Source organism: Solidesulfovibrio sp. DCME (assembly GCF_049995385.1).
Taxonomy (GTDB): Bacteria; Desulfobacterota; Desulfovibrionia; order Desulfovibrionales; family Desulfovibrionaceae; genus Solidesulfovibrio.
This window is the reverse complement of the sequence record NZ_CP188261.1, coordinates 1,977,176-2,002,224: the sequence shown is the minus strand read 5'-3', so window position 1 is coordinate 2,002,224 and position 25,049 is coordinate 1,977,176. Positions and strand designations below refer to the sequence as shown.

The window sequence follows — 25,049 nt, the reverse complement described above, 5'->3', positions numbered from 1 at the left end:
GCCTGTGAGCGCCATCTTGGATTTCTCCATCTTCCCCCTGGACAAGGGCGTGAGCCTGTCGACCTACGTGGCCAGGGCCGTTCGCATCGTCAAGGAAAGCGGGCTGCCCTACGTCTTTTCGCCCATGTCCACCAGCATCGAGGGCGAATGGGACGAGGTCATGGCCGTGGTCAGCCGCTGCAAGGAAGCCCTTGAGGCGGATTGCGGCCGCATCCACCTGGTCATGCGCGTGGACCTGCGCGACGGCCCCGGCGGGCGCCTTGTGTCCAAGATCCGGGCCGTGGAGGAAAAACTGTAGAAAACGCTGCGCTTGCTCGCCAGCCGTTGCCAAGGGGCGGGACCGGAGGTACACAGGCAAGACCAACAAGGACCACTGTCCCGCCCGGCCCGATATTGCCGCCGGACCGGCCTCCCTTCACCCCGCAACCTCCGAGGAGTCGGACATGCTCGATCAGTTGGCCCAGATGGACATGAGCATATACTTTCAAACGGTCATCTTCCTCATCTTCATCGGCCTGCTGTTGCGGCTGCATTGGAAGATGGGGTCGTTCACCCATATCCTGACCAACGCCCTGCGCTACGGCGTGCTGCTGCTGGTGTTTATCTACCTGTTCCTCAACTGGGCCAGCGACGTCAATCCGAGCCTGCGCAACAGCAGCATCCTCATCATGACGCTTATAAACATCTACCTGCTGTGGCACGTCATCGTCGCGGCGGTGGAGTTGCCCTACCGCCGAGCCCTGGCCAGTTGCGTGGACGGCATCTGCACGTCCACCGACCTGGAGCAGGCCTTCTCCACGGGCAAGCGCTTCTACAAGCTGCGCTACTTCTGGGCTTCCCTGTCCAGCGGCTCGGCGCCCTGGCGGTTTTTACGCGGCATCGCCGCCGAGCGCACCCGCGACGACCTGCACCGGGTCTTCGTCAGCCTCGACCCCAAGGCCTCGCTGTTCGGGGCCAGCCTCTACGCCCATTTCCTCCAGAACCAGCTCGACGCCGACCGCAACCAGCCCCTGGAAAAGCGCACCGAGCGCCAGCGCTTCGTCGAGGCCCTGGACAAGGATGCCTGGCTGACCGAAAAGACCGGCGAATTCCTGCACCAGCTGCTGGCCGCGCCCGAGGAGTTGCAGGAACGCGGCCTCAAGGCGGCCCTCAAGGACGCCGGCAAGATGGCCTAAGGGCCGTCTTGCCGCAGCCCCACCGGGATCGCGTGACCCGGGAGGCGAGGCCATGGCCAGCCGTCGACTGCGCCCGATTCCGCCCTTTCTCGCCCTGGTGGCGGCCCTGGCTTGCCTGCCGGCCGCCGCCGGGGCGCAGTGCCGCCAGGCCGGGCTGGCCGTGGCCGTGGACGCCGGCCACGGCCCCAAGGCCCCCGGCGCCACCAGCGCCCGGGGCCTGCCCGAGTATGACTTCAACCGGCGCCTGGCCGGGCAGGTCGTGGCCGCCCTGCGCGCGTCCGGCTTTCCCAAGGCCTACCTCCTCGACCCCGACGGCCGCGACCTGCCCCCGGCCGCCCGGGCGGCCCGGGCCAACGCCACCGGCGCGGGGCTGCTCGTTTCCATCCACCACGACTCGGTCCAGCCGCGCTACCTGGAGGCCTGGACCGTGGACGGCCGGGCGCGGCGCTACAGCGACCGCTTCGCCGGCTATTCGGTCTTCTATTCCGGCCGCAACCCCTTGGCGGCCCAGAGCCTGGAACTGGCCCGGGCCATCGGCCGGGAACTGACCGCCGCCGGCCTGCCGTTTACCCGCCACCACGCCGAGGCCATCCCGGGCGAAGGCCGGCCCCTGGTCGACGACACCGTGGGCGTCTACCGCTACGACGGCTTGGCCGTGCTGGCCGGGGCGCGGGCGCCGGCGGCCCTGGTCGAGGCCGGGGTCATCGTCAACCGCGACGAGGAGGTAGCGCTGGCCACGGCGGCCCGCCAAGGGCAAACCGCCCGGGCCGTGGCCAGGGGGGTGGAACGCTGGTGCGCCGCCCAAAACGGACGCTGAGGGAGAGCGAAACATCGCCTCCCCATACGGCGGGTTGCCGGGAGAAGGCGGGGCGGCAAGACCGCCGCAAACGGGACGGGGCGCGCGTCACTCCCCCGGAAAAGGCCGCCCAGGGAACAGGCGGCTACGCGACGGGGGCGCATCGGGGACGGGCAATCGAACGGCGGCTGGAGCAACCGGGGAGCTGGCGGCCGGGCGACGTGCCGATGCTAGACGGTGGCGGCCAGGCGTTCCCAGGCCAGGGCCCGGGCCCGCTCGGCCAGTTGCAGCATCTCGGGCTTGGAAATCTGGTCGTCGGCGCCGACCGCCTCGCCCTTGTGGCGCAGGCTGTCCGTTATAAGCGACGAAAAAAGGATCACCGGCAACTGCTTGAGCACCGGGTCCTCCTTGACCTTGCGGGTGAGGCTGTGCCCGTCCATGGCCGGCATCTCGATGTCCGAGACCAGGATGTGCACGAAGTCCGTGATGGGCTTGTTCTCCTTGGCCGAGGCCTCCTTCCACTCCATGAGCTGATCCCAGGCGATGCGGCCGTTGATGGTCCGGGTGACCTCGAAGCCGGCCTTTTCCAGGGACGAGCCGATCATGCGGCGGATGGTGGTGGAATCGTCGGCAATGAGCGCCTTGAAGACCATGTCCTTGTCGGGCAACTCCTTCTGGGACTCGGTGAAGACTTCCACGTCGAGTTCCTTGAGGGCCAGGCCCGGGTTGAGCTCCGCCACGATCTTTTCCATGTCCAGGATGAACACCACCCGCGTGTCCAGGCGCACCACGCCCGTGACGGAGTTGCCGGAATAGCGCTGGACCTGGATGCTCGGCGGTTCGATCTGCTCCCAGCTGAGGCGGTGGATGCGGGTGACGCCCGAGACGCGAAAGGCGCTGACGACCCGGTTGAACTCCGTGACCACCACCTTGTCCGAGGCGACCTCGGACCGGTCCTTGCCGAGCCAAATGCCCAGGTCGACCAGGGGCACCACCTTGTCGCGCAGGTTGAAGGTGCCAAGGACGCAGGGATGCGGCGTCTGCGGCATCTCCGTGACCTTGGGCAGCCGGATGATTTCCAGGACCTTGGCCACGTTGACCCCGTAATAGCCAACGTAGGTCTTGCCGGAGGGCGTGGGCTCCTCCAGGTAGAACTCGACGATTTCCAGTTCGTTGGTGCCGGATTCGAGGAGGATGTTCGTGTTGCTCATGTCGGACGGGCTCCGGAAAGCTTGTGACAAACGGGATAATGCATGGCCGGCGGTGGCAGAGTATGCCTGCGCGGGGAGAAAAGGCAAGGCCGCTTTTCGCCGGCGATTTCAAATTGACACCGAAAGGACACGGCGGCATGTCTACTACAGCACCACCTCCGGGGTCCACTGGGCGCATCCCGGGAACCTAACGGGGCCGCGTCATGTCGCGATGTCTATTCCGTGCCGTTTGCGCATCACTTATCTGTCTGGTATTCCAGGCTCCTCCACTCGCGGCGGCCCAGGATGAGCCCCTGACCCTCTACGTGTTCGACCGGCCGCCCTATTATCGCCTCCGCAACGGACAGCCGGCCGGCGGCTTCCTGCTCGACCTGAGCCTGGCCGTGCTGGACCACAGCGCCATCCCCTACGTCGTGCGCGAACTGCCCGCCGCCCGCGTGACGGCCACCTTCGCCAACGAGGTGGTCAACGCCTGCGGCACGGGCTGGTTTCGGACCCCCGAACGCGAGGGCTTCGCCCGCTTCAGCACCCCCCTCTACCAGGACAGGCCCCTGGTCGCGGCCGTAAACGCAAGCGCCGGCGCCTGCCCGGAGTCGACAACCCTGGCCCGGCTGCTCGACGAAAAGAAACATTGGGGCCTGCGCGGCGGCTTTTCCTACGGCCCGGCCATCGACGCCCGCCTGGCCGCGTTGCCCGACGACCGCATCCACCGCTTCAACGACGCCGCCGCCATGCTGGCCCTGGTGGCCAGGGGCCGCCTGGATGCCATGCTCATCGAACCCGAGGAGTTGGCCTGGCTCGTCGGCCGCCACCCCGAATACGCCGGCACGGTGTGTGCCCTGGCCCTGGAAGACGCCCCGCCGGGCAACGGCCGCCACATCATGTGCGACGCCAGCGTTTCGCCGGACACCATGGCCCGCATCGACGCGGCCATCGTGGAATTCGTCGGGGAGGATGCCCAACGGGCCAGGTGCCTTGTGGCCCTGCGCCATTAGCCCGGGGGAGGCTAGAATTTGCGGTCGAGCAGCAGGTGGGAGAAATAGCCCAGCACCGTGGCCAGGTAGTACGGGAAAAAGGGTTTCCAGGGCAGGCCGAGCAGCAGCATGGGCGCCAGCAGCACCGAACTCGGGATCAAAAGCGCCGCCCACCACGAATGGGTCCAGCCCCGGTGGGAGCCGATGGCCGGCAGCAGGGCGCAAAACCCCAGCACCGACGCGTAGCGATACTGCTGCCGAAAAATCAGGATGGCATCCACCACCAGGGCCGCGCCGTAAAAAAAACGGCGCCCCTTGGAATCGGTGTCCACGTCCGGAAACAGCCCCCCCAGGATGGAAAAAAGCCCCAGGCAGATCATGGTCTCGAAGTTCGGCTGGTAGAGGCCCAGCCAGATTGTCGCGCCCAGGGCGGCTGCGCTCACCGCCACCGCGCCGACCATGTGCGTCTTGAAACCCGGCATGGGCGGCCTCCTAGCACCGCCGCCCCGGCCCTGGCAAGCCGCGCCCGGCCCGGCCGATGTGCCCCGCTCGACGCGGCCGATGTGCCCCGCTCGACGCGGCCGATGTGCCCCGCTCGACGCGGCCGATGTGCCCCGCTCGACGCGGCCGATGTGCCCCGCTCGACGCGGCCGATGTGCCCCGCGCGACGCGGCCGCGTCACGCGGCGCCCAAGGCTCTCCCGACGGCCCCGCCCATCCGGCGCGCCGCCGCTTGACGCGGCCCCCCCCCGCCGCTACCACCAGGCATGCACAACCCCAACCCCGGAACGCCCATGCCCGTCAAAGCCTTTCTGCCCCCCTTCCTTGCCGCCCTTCTCCTGTGCGCCGCCTTGCTGGCCCCGGCTGTCGAAAGCCCGGCCGCCGGCCCGAAAGTGGAAATCTTCGTCACCAGCTGGTGCCCCTACTGCACCAAGACCAAGGCCTATTTCGACGGCAAGGGCATTGCCTACACCGCCTACGACATCGAAAAGGACGCCGCCGCCCGCATGCGCTACCAGAAATACGGCCAGCGCGGCGTGCCCCTGGTCGTCATCGGCCAGACGGTCATCCCCGGCTATTCCGTGGCCGATTTCGAAAAGGCCCTGGCCGGCGGCACCTCCGCCGCGGCCCAGCCCAAGATGATCTACAACAAGCCCTAGCGTGTCGTCCGGCAAAAAACAGCGTACTGTTATTACCGAAAATTAACTCTTTCAGGCTGTTATTCTCGAGATTCGCCTGCACGGATTTCGAGCACCCGAACGAGCAGCCGCGAGGAGGCTTCCGTGCCCGCCGCCGATGCCCCGCCCTTTGCCACGCGCGCCCACAACATCAAGATATCGGCCACCAAGCTCATGCCCATGCTGGCCGCCGGCATGGGCGACTGCGCCTCCCTGGGCCAGGGCGTGCCCTCGTTCGCCACGCCCGCCCATGTGGTCGAAGCGGTCTGCCGCGCCCTTCGCGACTCGCCGGCCGCCGGCAAGTACTCGCTCCAGCCCGGCATGCCGGAATTGCGCTGGGCCGTGGCCGAGCGGCTGGAGGCCGAAAAAGGCCTTGGGGCCAACCCCGAAACCGAGATCGCCATCACCGTGGGCGGCATGGAGGCGCTTTTGTGCGCCATCCTGTGCCTGTGCGAGCGAGGCGACGAAGTCATCGTGCCCGAACCGTTCTATCCCTCCCACGTGGAGCAGGTGCTCCTGGCCGAGGGCGTGCCTATCCTTGTGCCGCTACGCCGCGACGACTGGAGCCTCGACCCCGAGGCCGTGGCCGCCGCCGTCAGCCCGCGCACCCGGGCCATCGTCATCAATTCGCCCCACAACCCGACGGGCGCCGTTTTCGCCGAAAAAGACCTCCTGGCCGTGGCCGAGATCGCCCTGCGCCACGACCTGTGCGTGATTTGCGACGACACCTACGACGCCCTGTCCTACGATGCCCCGGCCTTTTCCCTGGCCAGCCTGCCCGAGTTGCGGCCGCGCCTGGTGGCCGTGGGCAGCTTTTCCAAGCGCTACGCCCTGACCGGCTGGCGGGTGGGGTTCGCCTTCGCCCCCGAGCCCATCATGGCGCAGATGCTCAAGGTCCACGACTGCACGGCCATTTGCGCCCCCACCCCGGCCCAGATCGCCGCCCTGGCCTCGCTGACCGGCCCCCAGGGCATCTACGACGGCTTCCTGGCCAGCCTGTCGGCCCGCCGACGGCTTCTCACCAGGCGCCTGGCGGCCATGGCCCCGGCCATCCGCTTCAACCGCCCCGGCGGGGCCTTCTACGTCATGGCCCGCTACGACCTGCCGCTTTCGCCCATGGAGGTGGCCACCCGGCTGATCCGCGAGGCCCATGTCGTCACCATCCCGGGCGACAGCTTCGGCCCGGGGGGCGAGCAGAGCCTGCGCCTGTCCTACGGCGGCGACGAGGCCGACATCGAAACGGCCTGCGACCGCCTGGCCGGCTGGCTGGCGGCGCAGCGGGCCAGGCGGTAGCACCCGAGGGACCGGGCGGAAGCGCTTCTGGTCCGAAGGGGCGGGCCTGACGGCAGTACCCGTAGCCCGAAGGTGCGGCCCAGGCGACAGCACCTCCCGGGGAACCGGGCCGCCGGCTAAATGTCCGGCGAATCATCGACCGGCCGTTCCTTGGGCAGGAAGGAGCAAAAGGGCTTGAGGATGTCGTTTCGCATCTCGGGCGCCCGGTCGAGAGAGTAAACGACACCGATCATGACCACGGTCCCGGCCAGCAGAAGCAGGGGGCCGAATATCCACAGCACCAGGGGCACGAGGAAGTAGTAGGCGCGCATGCCGAAATGGAAATGGCTGGCCGCCCGATTGAGTTGCATGGCCACGAAGGTCATGGAAGAGGCCGCGTTCTCCTCGCTGGCCGGGGCGTTGATCATGAAGCCCACATGGTTGAACAGCCGGATGGACGAGGAGAAACTGAAGAAGGCGACGAAGAGGTTCAGCAGCAGCACCAGAAGCTTGAGGGCCAGGGTGCTTTGCTGGGTCGACCCGAAAATATTGAGCGAATGCCAGGTGTTGGAAAGGTTTTCCGCCTGCCCGGTCAGCGAGAGCACGCCCACGGACAGCAGCACGGCCGTGGAGGCCATGAAGGTCGCCGCCATCGTGGAATTGCGCAGCGTCTGCACGGCCAACAGGGCGTCATGCTCCTCCATGACGGTGACGACCCAGGCCCGGCGGGCGAGGTCCGTGGCCCCTTGTATGGTGTAAATGGGATCGGACTTCAGCTTTTGCCAGATAAAGATATTATAGGCCGTAAACATCACGATCGATGCCAACAGGCACGACAAATCCAGCACGTGCGGGGAAAGTGTTTCCATAGCCAAGGCCTCCGTTGCAAATACTCCAAAAGGGACAGCGTATTTCTAGAGGCAAAAAAGCGCATAAATCAATCAAAAACCGAAGATGTGAGAAAAATAACATGCCACGCCCCGGCCAAACCACTCGCTTACCCCGGGCTTGCTTGCGCCAAAGTTCACATCACCCGAAATACAACAGCAGCCCCTTGCTGCCATGCGCCAAGGCCTGGTCACGGGCCGAACCGGCCCCGGACCGGCGCGCCAGCTCTGCCCGGGCGATGCGGGGCAAGCCACCCCGCGCTCCATTGAAACCATTATGGGATTCCAAAGGGCGCCAGCCCATTGGCCGCCGGAGGCTTCTCCCCTGACTGTTCTTGCAACACCTTCTGCCGTATTGTTTATGAGATACGACACTGGCCGAGGAAACCGGGGGATGCGCCCCCCACGGACGGGTCCGGGAAGGGAGAGACCCCTTGGGGCCAGCGGAGGCACGCACCCATGGACGTGACGGTCGGACAGGGGACGATTGGCTATCGGGACGGGGCCGAGGCCGCCCTGCTCCGTTTTTTTTCGGCGCACGACGTCGACGAATACGAGCTCTTTCCCCGGGACGCGCCCTGGGCCCTGCGCTACCACCTGACCCCACGCCGCAAGACGCTGCTCTCCTGGCTCGATTGCGGCACCGACGGCCGCATCCTGGAACTCGGCGCTGGCTGCGGCGCCCTGACCGCCCATCTCGTGACCCTGCCCCAGGCGATTACGGCCGTGGAGGGCTCGCCCGAGCGGGCCGCCGTCATCGCCGCCCGCTGCCGGCGGGCAACCAACCTGGAGATCGTGGCCGCAAACGCCGTGGGCCTGCCCTACCAGGGCGACTTCGCCATCGTGACGCTGATCGGCGTGCTGGAATACGCCGCCGCCTTCGTCCCCGGCCCCCGGCCCCACGAAAGGCTGCTGGCCGAAGCCCGGCGCTACCTGACAGACGACGGCTGCCTGATTTTGGCCATCGAAAACCGCATGGGGCACAAATACCTGGCCGGCCTACCCGAGGACCACACCGGCCGGCCCTACCACGGCATAAACGGCTACCCCGGCCCCGGCGGGGCGCGCACCTTCGACCGGCCGACGCTCCAGGCGCTGCTGGCCCGGGCCGGCTTTCCCGTCACGCGCTGGTACTACCCCTCGCCGGACTACAAGACCCCGGACAGCATCGTCGCCGAGGCGGCGCTGTCCCTGGGCGGCTTCCAGTCCCTGCCCCTGCTGGAGTTGCCAAGCGCCGACCCCGGCGGCCGAAGCCGGCCCGCCTTCAGCGAACGGGCCTTTGTGCGCTCCGCCCTGGCCGCCGGCACGGCCGGGCCGATCATGAATTCCTTCCTGGTCCTGGCCGCGCCGAGCCCAAACGCCCCCCTGCTGGCCGCCAACGCCCGGACCCTGGCCGTGGCCGTCAATGCCGACGCCTGCCCGCCGCGCTTCCAGACCATGACCCGGTTCGTGGCCACGGACACCGGCGTGGCGGTAGAACGGCGCAACCTCCACGGCCTGCCGCCATCCGTTTTCGCCTCGGGCCGGCAGCACGTCAAAGCCCGCGAAACCTACCACCTGGGCTACGTGAGTTTCCTCGAAGCCATCCTCGACGCGGTGGAGGACGGCGACCCGACCGGCGCGGCCCGCACGCTGACGGCCTGGATGGAGTTCCTGGCCAGCCGGTCCCGGCCGGCCAGCCCCGGCGGCCCGGAGGGCTTCGCCGCCTTCTGCCGGGAGCGGCTGGGCCGCACCATCTACCCGGAGGCGGCCGCGGGCCGCTGGCTGCCGGGAAACCTGCTCGACGCCCACCCGGGCAACGTGCTGCGCCATCCGGCAACCGGCGACATCCGGGTCATCGACCTGGAATGGCAGCTGGCCTGCGACATTCCCCTGGCCCTGCTGCTGGACCGGGGCGTCAACCTCGTGGGGCAAAAGCTCGCCCCCCTGCGCCCCTACCTGGACCTGCCCGAGGGCGGCGGCCTGCCGGCGGCCATGGACGCGCTCCTTTCCCGGCATCCCTTAAGCCGCCTGTCGGATGTGGCAGGCCTCGAGGCCTTCACCCAATGGCTTTTCGCCGCCGTCACCAACGGCAACCTGGACCACCGCCAGGGTGGCGCCCAGCCCTGACGCCCCTTCCCCGCCGCCCGGCATTGGCGTATGGGGGAGCGGGCCGCTGCCACCAAGGATATCCTTTTCATGTCAAAACTGCCCTTGGGGGCGGCCCCGGCGGCCGTCCCGACCGCCTCGCCGGCCCTGGCCATGCTCGGGGTCAACCTCATGGTCTTCATGGCCACCCTGGACATGAGCATCGTCAACGTGGCCCTGCCCACACTGGTTACGGTGCTCGATACCGATTTCGCCGCCATCCAGTGGGTCATCTTGAGCTACGTGCTGGTCATCGCGAGCCTCTTGCTACTGGTGTCGCGGCTGGGCGACATGCGCGACAAGAAACGCATCTTCTCCGCCGGGCTGGTGATTTTCCTGATCGCCTCGCTGTGCTGCGGCCTGGCGCCGTCGGTGGGCTGGCTCATCGCCTTCCGGGCCTTCCAGGGCGTGGGCGCGGCCATGACCCAGGCCCTTGGCATGGCCATCGTCACCCAGATCGCCTCGCCGTCGAGCCGGGGAAGGGCGCTGGGGTTCATTGGCGGCACGGTGGCCATGGGGCTGATGATCGGCCCGCCCCTGGGCGGCGTACTGATTGGCTTTTTCGGCTGGCGGGCGCTTTTTCTGCTCAACGTGCCCGTGGGGATCGTGGCCCTGTGGGTGGTGGCCCGGCGCATGCCCGCCCTGCCGCCGGTGCGCACGGGCGAACGCTTCGACGTGCCGGGCGCGGTGGTGGCCAGCCTGACCCTGGGCGCCTACTGCCTGGGCATGACCGGCATGCAGCGCAACGGCTTCACCGACCCGACGTCCCTGGCCCTGCTGGCCGTGGCCGCGGCGGGTCTGGCCGGCTTCATCGCCATCGAGCGGCGGGCCAGCCAGCCCATGCTCGACCTGTCGCTTTTCGCCAACCCGCTGGTCACCTTGCCCCTGTGCATGGCGGTGCTGGTGTTCATTACCGGCGCCAGCGGCTTCATCATGCCGTTTTTCTTCCAGTCGGCCCAGGGGCGGTCGGTGACGGAAATGGGGCTCCTGATGATGATCCTGCCGGCCTCCATGGCCGTGACCGCGCCGGTTTCCGGCTCCCTGGCCGACCGCTTCGGCTCGCGGGGCATCTCCCTGCTCGGGCTCGTGGTCCTGCTCGGGGGCTGCCTGGCGCTTGGCACGCTGACGGCGCGCACGCCCTGGTGGGGCTACCTGCTGCGCACCCTGCCGGTGGGCCTTGGCATCGGCATCTTCCAGGCGCCCAACAATTCGGCCATCATGGGCCAGATTCCGCCCCACCGCCTGGGCGTGGGTTCGGGGCTGGCCAATTACGCCCGGGTGTTCGGCCAGTCCACGGGCCTGCCGCTGGTGGGGACCATTTTCAGCGCCCTGGTCCTCACCTCGGGCTACACCGGGCAGCGGGCGGATTTCACCAGCGCCCCGCCCGACGCCCTGGCCGCCGGCGTGGCCGGGGTGTTCCGCTGGCTGGGGGCGTTGCTCGTGGTGGCCATCGGCCTGGCCGTTCTGGCCTGGCGCGTCGAATCCCGCCGCCGGGCGGCCGAGGCCCAGGCACCCCGCGACCAGGCGGCCGGCTGACCGTCGCCTTGGTGCGTTGCGACAGACAGCCTTGCCGGGCCGGACCACGAGGCTGCGGCCAAGGCCGGTATCAACGACACTCGCCGCGACGCGCTACCCCGCCGCCGGGGCCGGGTCCGGCTTCTCGAACAGCTCCCGCCGCACCCGCTCGCGCTCCCGGTCGATCTGCTCGTCCGTGGCCCCGAGCGCGGCCAAAAGCCAAGCCGCCATGGACAGGGCCACCTCGCCCTCGCAGGCGAAAACGGCCCGGGCCCCGGCCCGGCGCTGGGCCGTTGCCTCGGACAGATAGCCGGCCCGGCTGACGATCCGGATGTCCGGCGCCAGGTCCAAGGCCGCGGCCACGACCTCCCGGGCGTCCAGGCCCGAGGCGGTGACCAGCAGGCTTTCCGCCTCCTCGATACCGGCATGGTGCAGGATGTCGCGCCGCGAGGCGTCGCCGTGGACGGCGGGATGCCCGGCGGCATGCAGGGCGCGCACGGTCTCGATGTTCATCTCCACCACCACCGGCTCGATGCCGGCTTCGCGCAGGATGCGGCACAGCGTGCGCCCAACCGGCCCGTAGCCCACCACCACGGCCCGGTGGGCGTCCCGGTGGGCTTGGGTGGGCGTGGACGCGTCGGCCGGCCGCGCCCCGAACCGGCCCGAGCGGCGAAGCCAGGCCAGAAGCGCCTCCGTGCCCTGGTACAGCCAGGGGTTGAGCACGATGGACACCACCGAGGCCACCACCAGGGCATTGAAGGCCTCCCGGGGCAGCACGCCGAGCCCGGCGGCCAGGGAGGCCAGGATGAAGGAGAATTCGCCGATCTGGGCCAGGGCCACGGCCACGGCCCCGGCAACGGCCAGCGGCCGGCGCAACGCGAGGACCACGGCCAGGGCGGCCAGCGGCTTGCCCACGAGCACGATGCCGATGGTGGCCAGTTCCAGCCGCCACTGGGGCAGCACCGTGACCGGGTCGAGGAGCATGCCCACGGACACGAAGAACAGCACGGCAAAGGCGTCGCGCATGGGCAAGGCGTCCGAGGCGGCCCGAGCGCCGAATTCCGACTGGCCGACGATCATGCCGGCCAAGAAGGCGCCCAGGGCCATGGAAGCGCCGAAGACCAGGGCCGCGCCCACGGCCAGGCCCAGGGCCACGGCCAAAACGGCCAGGGTGAAAAGCTCCCGGGAGCCCGTGCGGGCCACGTGGCCGAAAAACCGGGGCAAAAGCCACCGCCCGGCCACGGCCGCGACAGCCACCAGCCCTCCGAGCTTGAGCAGGGCCACCGCGAGGGTCAGGCCAAGCCCCGGCCCGCCCGCCTCCCTGGGGCCGTAAAAAACCGGCAGCAGCAGCAGGACCAGGATGGTGAAGAGGTCCTCGACGATGAGCCAGCCCACGGCGATGTGGCCGGTGGGGGTGTGCAGGACCCGGTTGTCGGCCAGCACCCGGGTCAGGACCACGGTGCTGGCCACGGAAATGGCGATGCCGAAGACGATGCCGGCCGACCAGGACCAGCCCAGGGCATGGGAGGCCACGGCCCCCAGCGCCGCCGACACCGCGATCTGGGCGATGGCCCCGGGCACGGCCACCCCCCGCACGGCCATGAGGTCCTTGAGGTGGAAATGCAGGCCCACGCCGAACATGAGGAGAATCACGCCCACTTCCGCGAACTGGTTGGCGATTTCGCCGTCGGCCACATAGCCCGGAGTGAACGGGCCGATGACGAAGCCGGCCAGCAGGTAGCCGACGATGGGCGACATGCCCAGCCGCTTGGCCGCAAGCCCCAGGACCAGCGCGGCCAGCAGGCCGCCGGTCAGGGTCAGGATGAGGCTCATTTCATGCGACATGGGGCCTCCGGCTGGCGGCACCGTCCCGTCGGCGGCTCGCCATGGCGCCGGGGACCAGGCCGCGATGCCCAAATGCGCCGGCAACGCCCCGCCTGTTGCGCAACAGTTGTGCTTTTTGCATGTATTCCTTGCTAGCGTAAACCTCCACCCCAAGGCAACCCGGAACAGGAACGGCGGCGCGCATTGACAGCCGCGGGCTCCTTCCTTTAGGATTTTCATATGGATGTCGCCGTTCCGGTCACCGATGCCGAGACCTTCAAACGCCAGGCCGGCCGCTTGCAGGAAGCCGTGGAAAACCTGTTCGCCTGTTGCCAGGCGCGCATCGCCATGCAAAGCGAGTTGTTCGGCCTGCCGCCGGCGGCGCTTCGGGCCGTGGTCGCCCTGGGCGAGACCCGCTACCTGGCGCCCGGGGAACTCGGCCGGCGCCTGGGCGTGACCAAAAGCCGGGTGACCGCCGTGACCACCGGGCTTTTGCGCCAGGGGCTCATCGAAAAGCACCCGGACCCGGCCGACGCCCGCGTCACCCTGCTCTCCCTGACCCCGGCCGGCAAACGCATGCGCGAGGAGATCCGGGCCTTCCTGGTCAGCCTTTTCCGCAGCATGCTGGACAAGGTCGAGCCCGAGCGCCGCGAATCCTTCCTGTCCTCCCTGGAAGTGCTGCGCCAGTGCATGGACGCCGCCCGGGCCGATTTCAAGCTCTAGGGCCGCCCCGCCGGCAACGCCGTATCACCAGGCCATACGGCCCCACTCCCCGGCAGCGCCACATCACCAAGCCACACTGCCTCCCGCCAACTGTGGCGCATTACCGGGCCACGGCCCCTCCCGGCAACGGTGCCGGCTGACCGTGACGCGAGCCGCCCGGTCGGAGCCCCGGCGGCCGGCCCGGCCCCCGGCCCTCCCTTTCCATTCCCTTGCCTTTTCGTCATACTCCGCCCATGGACATACCGTTGCTTCCCGATGTCACCATCATCTTCGGCCTGGCCGTCATCGTCATCCTCGTCTGCCACCGCCTGAAAATCCCGGCCCTGGTGGGCCTGCTGCTCACGGGGGTGGTCTGCGGCCCCCATGGCCTGGGGCTCGTGCGCTCGGCCCACGACGTGGAAATCCTCTCGGAAATCGGCGTCATTTTGCTCCTGTTCACCATCGGCCTGGAACTGTCCCTGGCCGACCTGTCCCGGCTGAAGCGCCCGGTCTTCTACGGCGGCACGGCCCAGATGGCCCTGACCTGGGCCTTTTTTTTCAGTGTGCCGCTGTTTGTCCTGCATTTTTCCGGCGGCTCCAGCGTCCTGCTCGGCATGCTGGCCGCCCTGTCCAGTACGGCCATCGTGCTGACCACGCTCCAGGAGCGGGCCGAGATGGAGGCGCCGCACGGCCGGGTGAGCCTGGGCATCCTCATCTTCCAGGACCTGCTGGCCGTGCCCATGACCCTGGCCGTGCCGCTTCTGGCCGGCCGGACCTTCGGCTTCACCAATTCCATCGTCTTCACCGTGGGCAAGGGCGCGCTGGTGCTGGTGCTGTTGGTCCTCCTGTCGCGAAAGCTCATGCCCCGCCTGCTGCTGGCCATCGTGCGCACGCGCAGCCGCGAACTGTTCCTGCTCACGGCCCTGGGCATCTGCATGGCCGTGAGCCTGCTCACGGCCGCCATCGGCCTGTCCCTGTCCCTGGGCGCCTTCCTGGCCGGGCTGCTGCTTTCGGGGTCGGACTACCGCGAACACCTGCACGAGGCGGTGCTGCCCTTCAAGGACGTCTTCACCTCGCTGTTTTTCATTTCCATCGGCATGCTGGTCAACCTCTCCCCGGCCATGGAGCATGCCGGCCAGATCCTCGGGGCCACGGCGCTGCTGCTCGTGGTCAAGGCGATCCTGGCCGGCGCGGCCACGCGCATCCTGGGCTACCCCACGCGCACGGCCGTGCTGGTGGGCCTGGCCCTTTGCCAGGTGGGCGAATTCTCGTTTATTCTGGCCAAGGCCGGTTTCGACCGCCACGTCATCTCCGAGCACCTCTACCAGAAGTTCCTGGCCGCCAGCATCCTGACCATGGTGCTGGCACCGTTTATCATCAAGGCCGCGCCGCGCATTTCCCTCGTGCTGTGCCGGTTGCTCGGCGCCCGGGAAACGCCGCTGGCCCCGCCGGTCCCGGGGTTGACCGGCCACATGATCATCCTTGGCTTCGGGGCCGGCGGCCGGCAGTTGGCCCGGGCGGCCAAGGCGGCCGAGATCCCCTACGTGATTTTGGAGATGAACCCGGACACGGTGCGCAACGAACGGCAAAAGGGCGAACCCATCCATTTCGGCGACGCCTCCAAGCCCGGCGTGCTGGAACATATCGGCGTGACCGAGGCCAAGGCCCTGGCCGTGGTCATCTCCGACGCGGCGGCGGCCCGGCGGACGGTGGAGATCGCCCGGTTATTAAGTCCGGCGCTCTACATCGTGGCCCGCACGCGGTTCAATTCCGAGATCCAGGCCCTGCTGGACCTTGGGGCCAACGACGTGATCGCCGAGGAGTTCGAGGCCTCGCTGGTGGTGTTCGCGCGTGTTTTGGCCAAGTTCATGGTGCCGCGCGACGACATCGAGCGCATGGCCCAGGACATCCGGCGCGAGGGCTATCGGGCCATGCTGCCCGAGTCCCTGGCCGCCATGGCGCCATTTTCGCCGGACAAGTCCCTGGCCGGGCTGCATGTGGCGGTTTTCACGGTGGATGCGGCCTCGCCCCTGGCCGGGCTGACCCTGGAGGAAGCCAGGCTGCGGCGCGAACACAACCTGACCGTGGCGGCGGCAAGGCGCGGCAAGGAATTCGTGCCCAACCCCGACGGCCCGTTTCTGCTTACCCCCGGCGACCGGCTCTACGTCATGGGCACGGCCGAGGCGCTGAAAGACGGGGCGGGGCTTTTTCGCAAGGACGCCTAGCGGCAGGCCAGCTTGGCCGCGGCCAGATCGAACAGGGCATGCCCCACGGTCTTGAAGACCACCGGGCCGGAAGGCTGCTTTGGAGCCGCGTCCGGGACGTCCTCCAGGGCCGTCACCGTGGCCCAGTCCACCCCGGCCCGCAGGAAATCGCCGGCCTCGACCCTGGCCGAGGCCATATCATCCACGAACAGCGCGGCCCGGGAAACGAGCGACGCCGGCACCTCGGCCGCATGCGGCGTGAACGACCCCACGGCCGCGACGAAAACGTCCGCCGGCACGGCGTCGGGGAAAACCGGCTCGGGGCTGGTCGTGACCGTGACGATCAGCGACGCGTCGGCAACAGCCTCGGCCGCTTCGTCCAGGACCCGCACGGCGATCCCCTGCCCGGCCAATGCGGCCGCCAGGGCCTCGGCCCGGGGCCGGCTGCGGGAAACCAGGCGGATGTCGCGCACGCCCAGGCCCTGGCGGAAGGCCTCGATGTGGGTTTTCGCCTGGGCGCCGGCGCCGATGACGCACAAGGGGCCGGCCGGGCGCGGGGCCAGCCGCCGGGCCGCAAGCAGGCTCACCGCTGCCGTGCGCCGGGCCGTCAGTTCCTTGGCGTCGAGCACGGCGAGCTTCTCGCCCGTGGCCGCCGCGACCACCAGCACCTCGCCCTGGATGACGGGATGCTCCCGGTTGCCGGGATGCACGGTGATGTTTTTGACAATGGCCACGGCCTCGTCGGCGGCCGGCATGGCAAGCAGCACGCCGCCGGGCACGGGCACGGCCAACCGCTCGGGCGCGAACGCCCGACCCGCCTGCCTGGCCCGCAGCACCTCGGCGATGGCCTCGGATAACGCGAAATAATCGAACACCATTCCCCCCTTTCGGGAGGCCCAGAAGGGGCAGTGCCCCTCCTGGCCGCCGGAGGTATTCCCCCTGCCCCTCCCCGACACGCCCTACAACGGGCCGTCCTTCTCGTCCTTGTGGCCGACGAGCCAGGTCTGGAGCTGATCCATGTAGGTGTAGAAGACCGGTGTCAGGTAGAGCGTGACCATCTGCGAAATGACCAGGCCGCCGGCCACGACCAGGCCCAGGGGCTGGCGGGCGTCGGCCCCGGCGCCGATGGCCAGGGCGATGGGCATGATGCCGGCAATGGCCGCGACCGTGGTCATCATGATGGGCCGAAAGCGCACGATGCAGCCTTCGAACACGGCCTCGAAGGGCGTTTTGCCCTCGCGCTCGGCCTCGATGGCGAAGTCGATGACCATGATCGAGTTCTTCTTGACGATGCCAATCAGCATGATGATGCCGATGAAGCCGTAGAGGTCGAGCTCCCGGCCGAAGGCCAAGAGCGTCACCAGGCCGCCCAGGGCGGCCGAGGGCAGGCCCGACAGGATGGTCAGCGGATGGATGAAGCTCTCGTAGAGGATGCCGAGGATGAGGTAGATGACCATGATGGCCAAAAACAGCAGGAACGGCACGCTGTCCAGGGACTGCTTGAAGGCCGTGGCCTGGCCCTCGAAGATGTAGCTGATGTTGCTCGGCAGCTCCGTTTTGGCCAGGTTCTGGATGGCCGTGACGGCCTGGCCCAGGGAGTACTTGCCGGCGGTATTAAACGAGATGGTCACCGACGTGAGCTGGCCGGTGTGGTTGACGACCAGCGGCCCCACGCCCTCGGTCATTTTGACGATGCCGTTTAAGGGCACCATGATGGGGTTGCCGTTGGAATCGGTGGACCCGGTGCGCACGTAGAGCTTGTTGAGCAGGTCCGGCCGGCGCTGGAATTGTGGCTGCACCTCCACGATGACCTTGTAGGTGTCGGTGGACCCGTAGAGGTTGGTGACCTGGCGGGCGGAATAGGCGGTCATGAGCGCCGTTTCGATGGAGGAGGCGCTGATGCCGAGGGTTTTGGCCTTGTCGCGGTCGATGTCGATGAAGACCTGCGGCCCGTCGATCTGCATGTCGGTATTGACGTCGGTGATCTCCGGCAGCTTGCGCATGGACACGGTCATCTTGCGGGCCACGGGGTAGAGTTCGTCCGGGTCCGGGGAGAGCAGCGTGAACTGGTAGAGGGCCTTGGTCTGCTTGCCGCCGATCTGGATGGAGGGCGGGTTGTACATGAAGGTGAACATGTCGGGCAGCTGGGCCAGTTTCGGGCGCAGGTCGTCGATGATCTGCTGGGCGCTGCGCTTGCGCTTGTCCAGGTGGGCCAGAAGCGGAAACATGGCCGCGTTGTTCATGGAGGTGTTGGGGCCGCCCACGCCGACCACGCCGATGAACTTGAACACGTCCGGGTCGGCCATGAAAATGCGGCCGACCTTGAGCACGCGTTCCTTCATGGTCTCGAAAGAGGCGCTCTGCTCGGCCATGCCGAAGGCGTAGAAGATACCCGAGTCCGTGGCCGGGATGAAGCCCGTGGGGATGATGGTGAACAGCCAGAAGGTCAGGCCCAGGATGCCCACGGACAGCACCATGACGCCGAAGCGCCAACGCAGGGCGAAATGCAGGCTCCTTTCGTAGCCATGCTCGATCCATTTGAAGAAACGGCCGGACTCGGAAATCTTGCCGGAAAGGAAGCGGCTGCACATCATGGGCGTCAGCGAGAGCGTCACGAAGCCCGAGACCATGATGCACAGCGTGATGGTCACGGCCATCTCGTTGAGCACCCGGCCCAGGATGCCGGCCATGAACATGATGGGAATAAAGACCACGGCCAACGACAGGGTCATGGAGATGATGGTGAAGCCGATCTGGCGCGCGCCGTCCAGGGAGGCCTGCATGGTCTTCTTGCCCATCTCGGTGTGGCGCACGATGTTCTCGATCATGACGATGGCGTCGTCGACCACGAAGCCCACGGCCAGGATGATGGCCAGGGCCGAGAGGGTGTCGATGGAGAAGTGGAACATGACCATGATCGCCAGGGTGCCGATGAGCGAGGTGGGCAGGGCCAGGCAGGCGATGATGGTGGCGGGCAGGTTTTTCAGGAACAGGTAGACCACGATGACGACCAGGGAGATGGACAGCAGCAGGGTGAACTGGACGTCGTCGATGGCGGCCTTGATGGTGACGGAGCGGTCGTAGAGGAATTCCACGTTGACCGAGGGCGGCAAGGTGGCCTCGATATTCGGCATCATGGCCCGGATGGCCTGGACGAGCTGGATGGTGTTGGTGCCGGCGGCGCGCTTGACCGCGATGACGATACCTTGCTGCTGGTCGAAGAAGGCGGCGTTCTTGTCGTTGATGGTGGAATCGATGGCCTGGCCCACATCCTGGAGGCGCACGGGCTTGCCGTTCCTGTAGGCAATGATCTGGCGGTTGTAGGCCGTGGCGCTGGTGAGCTGGCCCTGGGCCTTGATGGTGAACAGGCGTTCGAGGCCGTAGAGCGAGCCCGTGGGCAGCATCACGGTCTCGTTGCTAAAGGCGCTGGCCACCTCGTCCACGCCGATGCCGAGCGCCGCCAGCTTGTCCGGGTTGACCTGGACGCGCGGCGAATAGGTCTGGTCGCCGTAGACCGACACCTGGGCCACGCCGTTGATCATGGAAATGCGCTGGGCGATGTAGACCTTGGCGTAGTTGGTCACCCGGAAAAGCGGCATGGTGTCGCTGGCCACGCGGATGTAGATGATGGGCATGTCGGCCGGGTTGACCTTCTGGAAGGTCGGCGGCGCGGGCATGGTGCTCGGCAGGCTGCCCTGGGCGGCGTTGATGTAGGTCAGCACGTCGGTGCCGGCGCCGTCGATATTGCGCGACAGGTCGAACTGCAGCGTGATGGTGGTGGTGCCCAGCGAGTTGCTGGAGCTCATGGACTGCAGGCCGGAAATGGAGGTGAACTGCCGCTCCAGGGGGGTGGCCACGGCCGAGGCCATGGTCTGGGGGTCGGCGCCGGGCAGGGAGGCCGTCACCTGGATGGTGGGGAAGTCGATGCTCGGCATTTCGCTGATGGGCAGCGAAAAATAGGAGACCACGCCGAAAAAGACCAGCGCGGCCATCAGCAGCGTGGTCGCGACCGGACGCTTGATGAAAAGGTCGGTCATTTCACTTCCCCTGGTCCTTGCCGCCGGCCGGGCTCAAGGCCGACTTGTCCTTGCCGGCCACGGCCTCAGGCGTAACCGGGCCGTTGTCGTAGGTCTGGCTGTCCACGACCTTCACGGGCACGCCGGGGAAGAGCTTGATCTGGGCCGAGGTGATGACCTTGTCCCCGGGGGACAGGCCCTTTTCGATGACGGTCTGGGCGCCGATCTTGCGGCCCACGGTGACGCGGCGCATCTCCACGGTGTTGTCGGGCTTGGCGATGAAAAGGGCGGCCCCGTCCTGGTTCTGGGCCACGGCGCTGGACGGCACGAGCAGGGTGTCGGCGGTTTCGGCCAGGACGACCGAGGCGTCCACGAACTGGCCGGGCCACAGGAACCGGTCGGTGTTGGGGAATTCGCCCTGCAAAGTGATGGTGCCGGAACTCACGTCCACGGTGTTGTTGATGACCGTGAGCTTGCCCTTGGCCGCCTTTTCGGGATGGTTGGGGTAGCGGGCTTCCACCGCGAGGCTGCCCTTGGCGGCGTAGGCGCGGATGTCGGGCAGGTATTTCTCGGCCACGGCGAACTGGACGTTTATGGGCTCGATCTGGTTGAGGGTGACGATGATATCCTTGTTGGCCTCGACGAGGTTGCCGGTCTTGTACTGCTGCAGGCTCAGCACACCGGTGGTGGGGGCGTTGATATAGCAGTAGTCGAGGTTGACCTTGGCGTTGACCACGGCCGCCTCGTCCACCCGGACCTGCTCCAGGTCCTGCTGGTAGGTGGTGCGCTTTTGCTCGTAGTCCTCCTGGCTGATGACGGCCTGGGCCACGAGTTCCTTGTAGCGCAGCCATTCGCGCTTGGCCTGGGCGGCGATGGCCCGGTCGCGGGCCAGGGTGCTGACGGCCTCGTCGTACTTGGCCTTGTAGGAATCGGGATCGATGACGATGAGCGGCTTGCCCTTGTCCACCACGTCGCCCTCGGCAAAAAGCGTCTTGCGGATGACGCCCGTGACCTGGGAGCGCAGGCTGATGGTATTGTAGGCGTAGACGTGGCCGATGCCGTCCACGGCCAGGGGAGCGGTGCTGGCCTTGGCCTCGTAGACGGTCACCTCCACGGGCGATGGCGTCTCGGCCTTGGGTTTGGCCCGGTCGCAACCGGCCAGGGCACAGGCCGCGCACAGGGCCAGGGCAAGCAACACATGGCGCGGCGCGGCGCCGGAACAACGCTCAAACGAAACTGGCATGGATGCGGTCTCCTTTGGCTGGATGCGCGCGATGGACGCCGCCGCCCCGACTCGTGCAGCGCTTGGCGGGGGATCGTTCCCTCGTTGCCTATTCTCGGGACTTAGTCAAGGAATTCACGACGATTACCGCGCAGTGACGACCGAGGCCCGACACAACAGCCCGGTGCGGACAGGGCCAAGGAGCCACCGGCATCAGTGGACGGCGCCCTTGCCGAGATAGGGGCCGAACAGACGCAAGCGGTATTGCTGGTCCTCCATGCGCCGCAGCAAGGCCACATTGACGCTTTTACGCAGTTGCGAGCCCTGGGGAAAGGCGAATCCGTACAACTGCGGATCGAAAAAGCCCGGCAGGACGCGGATACGACCGGTATACCCATGCAGTTCGCTGTAATGCAGCAAGGGCTTGTCGTGGACAAAGGCGTCGAGTTCCCCGCCGACCAAGGCCAACAGCCCCTTCTCCAGATTCGGATAGGTCGACACGCCCACGTGGTTGTTCATCAACTCCTCGGCTGCGGACGAATCGGCCACCACGCCCGTGCGGACCCGGTGCAGGTCGTCCGGGCCATGTACCTTGCCGCCCAGGCTGTCCAGGGTCAAAAGCGAGGTCATGCCGGCCGTGAACGAGGCCAACAAAGCCACCGAGGCGAACATCCAGACCAGGGCCACGGCCCGGCCGACCAGGGTCTTGGGCGTGGCGTCGCCGTAGCCCACCGAGGTCATGGTCACGGCCGACCACCACATGCCGTCGCCGATGCCCCGGCGGCCGGGACGGAAGTGTTCGGGGTTGCGCCGGTGCTCGATGGCCCAGACCACTGCCCCGACCAGCAGCAGCAAGGCCAACAGCGAGCCCACGTACCCAAGCACCTGGGCCGTGAAAACCCGCTGCACCAGCCAGTCGATGAAGGCGAAGGAATGCTTGGCCGGCACGGCGATGCCAAGGCCGGTGTAGAAAAAGGGCTGGGAGAAATCCATTTCCCCCTCGCGTTCCGGGGTGATGGACAGGGCCGAAACGCCCACGTCGACCTTCCCGGCCCGCAAGGCCTCGATCAGGTCCTCCAGATCGTATTCCCGAACCTCCCACAACCAGCCGGCATCCCGGGCGATGTCCTCCCACAGGCTGATGGCCACGCCTTGGTACAGCCCCTTGGCGCTTTTCTCGACAAACGGCGGCGCCACCACCACCCCGACCCGCAGCTTGCCTTGCCCCGGGGCCGGCCCGGCCTCCGCCGCGGCCAGGGCCCGGCCTGCCCCGGCGCCGAGCCACATCACCCCAAGCAGGCACCAGACCGCCATCCGCACCGCCACCCCCCTCATTCCTCCTCCCCATGGGCCACGGGCGCCACCGGCCAGCGGCGGCGGGCATGGACCCGGCGCAGGCGCCTGGTCTTGCCGAACACGGCGGCCCGTTTCTGCTTGAGTTCCTCGCGCAGGGCTTCCAACTGCATGGCTTCCGTTCCCTTGGGCTTGTATTTGACCTTCACGCTCTGGAAGGCCACCAGGATCTTGTTGTCCTGGAACTGCTGGTCGATGGCCGTGGCCAGTTCGGACTGGATCTGGAACTTCTCCATGAAGTTGCCGATCCAGACATAGAGGATGAACTCCAGGCCCAGGCGGCCGATGGTGTTCATGAGGACTTCCGGGGCGGGTTTTTTGAGCACGCCCGGATGCTCCTTGGCGATGGCGACGAGGATTTTGCGCACCTTTTTGATCTTGGTGCCCGGGGCCACGGTCACGGGAATGGCCAGGCGCAGGGTGGCGTCCTGGTAGGAGAGGTTGACGATCTCGCCGCGCAGGAAACTCGAATTGGGGATGATGACCGTGGTGTTGTCCAGGGTGCGCATGATGGTGTTGCGCACGGACAAATCCACCACCTCGCCGATGTTCTTGCCCTGCTGGATGATGTCGCCCTTTTTCACCGCCCCGCCGAACATGATGATCAGGCCGCTGACGAAATTGTTGACGATGTCCTTGAGCCCGAAGCCGATGCCCACCGACAGGCCGCTGGCGATCCAGGTCAAGGCGCCCAGCGGTACTTCGAACAGATGCAGGGCGAACAGCAGGAAGAGCACCCAGGTGAGGTAGGAAAACACCGCGCCCAACGTGTGGGCCAGCCCGGGGTCGATGGGCTTGCCGCGCAGGTGCACCAGGCCCAGGAGCCGGGTGAACCAGGCCTGGAGCAGTCGCAGCAGAAAAAAGCCGATCAGCAGCCCGCAGACCGCGTCGAGGGAGACGGTCACCCGGCCGATGGTGAACTTGAGCCCGAAGACGTAATCCATAAGCCCCGGCCCACCGAGAAAGACCAGCACCCAGGCCACATAGAGCGTGGCCAGAAGCGTCGCGGCCAGGGGCGAGACCAGGCCGGCCAGGGACCCCCGGCCGCCCGTCCCCCGCGCATCCAGGCCGCGCTGAACCGCTCCGGCCACGCCCAGGGCCAGATGCAGCATGAAAAGCGCCTGGACGGCGGCCACGCCCTGCGGGCCGTAGCCCAACACGCCGGCCACACCGGCCGCGACCAGCACGGCCATGTCGCAACCAACCGCCCTGCCGCCCAACCGGCGCAACCGCCAGACGGCCAGGGCCGCCAAAACCGGCAGGAACGCCCCCGCCACCGAAGCCGGCACGTTGGCCGCGTCCAGGGCCACGGTGGCCGTGAAACAGGCCAGCAGCGTCCTAAGCCCGGGGCCGCCGGCCAACAGCCCGGTCACGCCCCAGGCGACCGCCACCACCCAGGCCAGGGAGGTGAACTGGTTGCCGGCAAAAAGGATCGTCTGCCGGGCCGTGAACAGGGCCAGGCCGGCGGCCAGCCAGACAAACGACGGCCAGCGCCCCGTGGCAAGGGCCGGCCAACGCCGGGCAGCCAGCCGCACCAGGCCAAGGCCCAGGAGAAAATAGGCCACCGCCGCCGCCAGGTAGCGCTCCCAGATCGTCCAGTTGGCCACGGGGCGCCAGAAACGCGGCGCCGCGTCCAGCCACTGGACGCCATCGTCCACCATGCCCGACAGGTTGGACAGGCGCAGCAGGGAGCCGGAGGAATCGAAATAGGCCTGGCGGAAAAGCGTGATGAACCGTTCCACTTCCTCCTGGCGGGCGGTCTCGATATCGGCCTTGAGGCTGTCGGCCTGGCTCAGGGCCGTGTCCACGGCGGCCTTGGTGGCGTCGACCTCCCCTTTGAGCTCCTTGAAGTCGCGGCCGGGGCCGGCCAGTTCCTCGTTGACCAGGTCGGCGTACTCGCGGCTGGCGTTTTGTTCCCGGACCTGGCGCACCACGGCGTATTCCTGCTTGGCCCGGGACAGGGCGTCGCGCATGTCGAGCAGCGCAGCGCAGGCCGTATCCACGGCCAGGGTCAGTTCGCGCAACTGCATCAGCAGGCTGCGGGCCGCCCAGGGCGTCTCCCCGGCCACGCCGCGCAGGAGCAGGATCTGGTCGAGGCGGCTGCTCACATCGGCCAGGGCCGTGTCCAGAGCCTCCTTTTCGTCGGGCAAGGCCTGGCGGATACGGCTCAGTTCCTGGCGTTTGAGGGCGATGGATTGGCGCAGGCCGTCGCTGATGGACCGCCACAGGCTGGTATCCTGGCCAGGGGCCGGCCGGGCAAGGCCCAGGAAAAGGCAACAGCAGATCCAGGGGAGAAGCGGATGGAAGCGGCGGCGGGTCGGGGCATGCATGCGCTGGTGGCTCCGTGAAAAACCGTTACCGACAATACCCCTCCCTACCCGGCGCAGCGCTTCAGGGCAAGGGGGCGGCCCGGCCGGCACGGCCAGGCACCATTTCGCCTGGCAATCGCGAACTGGACCGGAGGCCGGCACGGCCGGCACGGCAAGGCAGGGCACGACCCGGACGGTACGACGCGTCAGGGGAGTGGCCCGGCCGGCCGGCGGCAGCGGCCATGCCGCGGCCCTTGCACTGCCTGGCCTCGGCCGTTATGAAGC

19 protein-coding genes are annotated in these 25,049 nt (G+C 67.8%); 10 read left to right on the top strand and 9 right to left on the bottom strand.

Annotated features, from left to right (window positions below; all coding sequences use genetic code 11):
- The first annotated feature begins 4 nt into the window (after positions 1–4).
- From ACP59X_RS08515 to ACP59X_RS08505, 3 genes are all read left to right on the top strand, one after another.
- Positions 5–298, top strand: coding sequence for an MTH1187 family thiamine-binding protein (locus ACP59X_RS08515; protein WP_428567849.1), 294 nt, complete (start codon positions 5–7; stop codon positions 296–298).
- 145 nt (positions 299–443) lie between these two features.
- On the top strand, positions 444–1,175 hold the full coding sequence (locus tag ACP59X_RS08510; RefSeq protein WP_428567847.1) for a hypothetical protein: 732 nt from the start codon (positions 444–446) through the stop codon (positions 1,173–1,175).
- Between the two features lie 52 nt (positions 1,176–1,227).
- Positions 1,228–1,992: an N-acetylmuramoyl-L-alanine amidase family protein gene (locus ACP59X_RS08505; RefSeq protein ID WP_428567844.1), complete on the top strand. Its 765-nt coding sequence runs from the start codon at positions 1,228–1,230 to the stop codon at positions 1,990–1,992.
- 209 nt (positions 1,993–2,201) lie between these two features.
- On the opposite strand, the gene ACP59X_RS08500 is transcribed toward ACP59X_RS08505, so the two are convergent.
- A complete protein-coding gene (locus ACP59X_RS08500) occupies positions 2,202–3,182 on the bottom strand; it encodes a chemotaxis protein (RefSeq protein ID WP_428567839.1) in 981 nt (326 codons plus the stop codon).
- A gap of 305 nt (positions 3,183–3,487) precedes the next feature.
- Here ACP59X_RS08500 and ACP59X_RS08495 point away from each other — a divergent pair, with 305 nt between their 5' ends.
- Positions 3,488–4,177, top strand: a complete 690-nt coding sequence (locus ACP59X_RS08495; RefSeq protein WP_428567835.1) for a substrate-binding periplasmic protein — start codon at positions 3,488–3,490, stop codon at positions 4,175–4,177.
- An 11-nt stretch (positions 4,178–4,188) separates the two neighbouring features.
- Here ACP59X_RS08495 and ACP59X_RS08490 read toward each other — a convergent pair whose 3' ends face one another.
- Complete coding sequence (locus ACP59X_RS08490; RefSeq protein WP_428567832.1) at positions 4,189–4,638, bottom strand: metal-dependent hydrolase; 450 nt, start codon at positions 4,636–4,638, stop codon at positions 4,189–4,191.
- A gap of 311 nt (positions 4,639–4,949) precedes the next feature.
- On the opposite strand from ACP59X_RS08490, the gene ACP59X_RS08485 reads away from it, so the two are divergent.
- Both ACP59X_RS08485 and ACP59X_RS08480 read left to right on the top strand, forming a co-directional pair.
- Entirely contained in the window at positions 4,950–5,315 is a 366-nt protein-coding gene (locus ACP59X_RS08485; protein WP_428567828.1) for a glutaredoxin family protein, read from the top strand.
- A gap of 123 nt (positions 5,316–5,438) precedes the next feature.
- Positions 5,439–6,626, top strand: coding sequence for a pyridoxal phosphate-dependent aminotransferase (locus ACP59X_RS08480; protein ID WP_428567824.1), 1,188 nt, complete (start codon positions 5,439–5,441; stop codon positions 6,624–6,626).
- A gap of 116 nt (positions 6,627–6,742) precedes the next feature.
- Here ACP59X_RS08480 and ACP59X_RS08475 read toward each other — a convergent pair whose 3' ends face one another.
- A complete protein-coding gene (locus ACP59X_RS08475; protein WP_428567821.1) occupies positions 6,743–7,474 on the bottom strand; it encodes a DUF599 domain-containing protein in 732 nt (243 codons plus the stop codon).
- Positions 7,475–7,951: 477 nt separating this feature from the next.
- Here ACP59X_RS08475 and ACP59X_RS08470 point away from each other — a divergent pair, with 477 nt between their 5' ends.
- Together ACP59X_RS08470 and ACP59X_RS08465 are read left to right on the top strand one after the other, a co-directional pair.
- Complete coding sequence (locus tag ACP59X_RS08470) at positions 7,952–9,601, top strand: class I SAM-dependent methyltransferase (RefSeq protein WP_428567818.1); 1,650 nt, start codon at positions 7,952–7,954, stop codon at positions 9,599–9,601.
- A 69-nt stretch (positions 9,602–9,670) separates the two neighbouring features.
- Positions 9,671–11,155, top strand: coding sequence for an MFS transporter (locus ACP59X_RS08465; protein WP_428567814.1), 1,485 nt, complete (start codon positions 9,671–9,673; stop codon positions 11,153–11,155).
- Positions 11,156–11,248: 93 nt separating this feature from the next.
- Here ACP59X_RS08465 and ACP59X_RS08460 read toward each other — a convergent pair whose 3' ends face one another.
- Positions 11,249–12,979, bottom strand: a complete 1,731-nt coding sequence (locus ACP59X_RS08460) for a cation:proton antiporter (RefSeq protein ID WP_428567810.1) — start codon at positions 12,977–12,979, stop codon at positions 11,249–11,251.
- A gap of 219 nt (positions 12,980–13,198) precedes the next feature.
- On the opposite strand from ACP59X_RS08460, the gene ACP59X_RS08455 reads away from it, so the two are divergent.
- Entirely contained in the window at positions 13,199–13,681 is a 483-nt protein-coding gene (locus ACP59X_RS08455) for a MarR family winged helix-turn-helix transcriptional regulator (protein ID WP_428567806.1), read from the top strand.
- A 233-nt stretch (positions 13,682–13,914) separates the two neighbouring features.
- A complete protein-coding gene (locus ACP59X_RS08450; protein WP_428567803.1) occupies positions 13,915–15,885 on the top strand; it encodes a monovalent cation:proton antiporter family protein in 1,971 nt (656 codons plus the stop codon).
- Here the strand turns inward: ACP59X_RS08450 and ACP59X_RS08445 are convergent.
- From ACP59X_RS08445 to ACP59X_RS08425, 5 genes are all read right to left on the bottom strand, one after another.
- Positions 15,882–16,742 (bottom strand): delta(1)-pyrroline-2-carboxylate reductase family protein, encoded by an 861-nt coding sequence (locus tag ACP59X_RS08445; RefSeq protein ID WP_428567798.1) that lies wholly within the window; start codon positions 16,740–16,742, stop codon positions 15,882–15,884. The genes ACP59X_RS08450 and ACP59X_RS08445 overlap by 4 nt on opposite strands.
- A gap of 81 nt (positions 16,743–16,823) precedes the next feature.
- A complete protein-coding gene (locus tag ACP59X_RS08440) occupies positions 16,824–19,901 on the bottom strand; it encodes an efflux RND transporter permease subunit (RefSeq protein ID WP_428567794.1) in 3,078 nt (1,025 codons plus the stop codon).
- Position 19,902: 1 nt separating this feature from the next.
- The gene (locus ACP59X_RS08435; RefSeq protein WP_428567791.1) at positions 19,903–21,123 is read right to left on the bottom strand and encodes an efflux RND transporter periplasmic adaptor subunit; all 1,221 of its coding nucleotides are present in this window, start codon (positions 21,121–21,123) and stop codon (positions 19,903–19,905) included.
- Positions 21,124–21,315: 192 nt separating this feature from the next.
- Positions 21,316–22,437: a transporter substrate-binding domain-containing protein gene (locus ACP59X_RS08430; protein ID WP_428567788.1), complete on the bottom strand. Its 1,122-nt coding sequence runs from the start codon at positions 22,435–22,437 to the stop codon at positions 21,316–21,318.
- Positions 22,434–24,785 (bottom strand): mechanosensitive ion channel domain-containing protein, encoded by a 2,352-nt coding sequence (locus ACP59X_RS08425; protein ID WP_428567783.1) that lies wholly within the window; start codon positions 24,783–24,785, stop codon positions 22,434–22,436. The genes ACP59X_RS08430 and ACP59X_RS08425 overlap by 4 nt, the downstream gene beginning before the upstream one ends.
- Between the last annotated feature and the right edge of the window lie 264 nt (positions 24,786–25,049).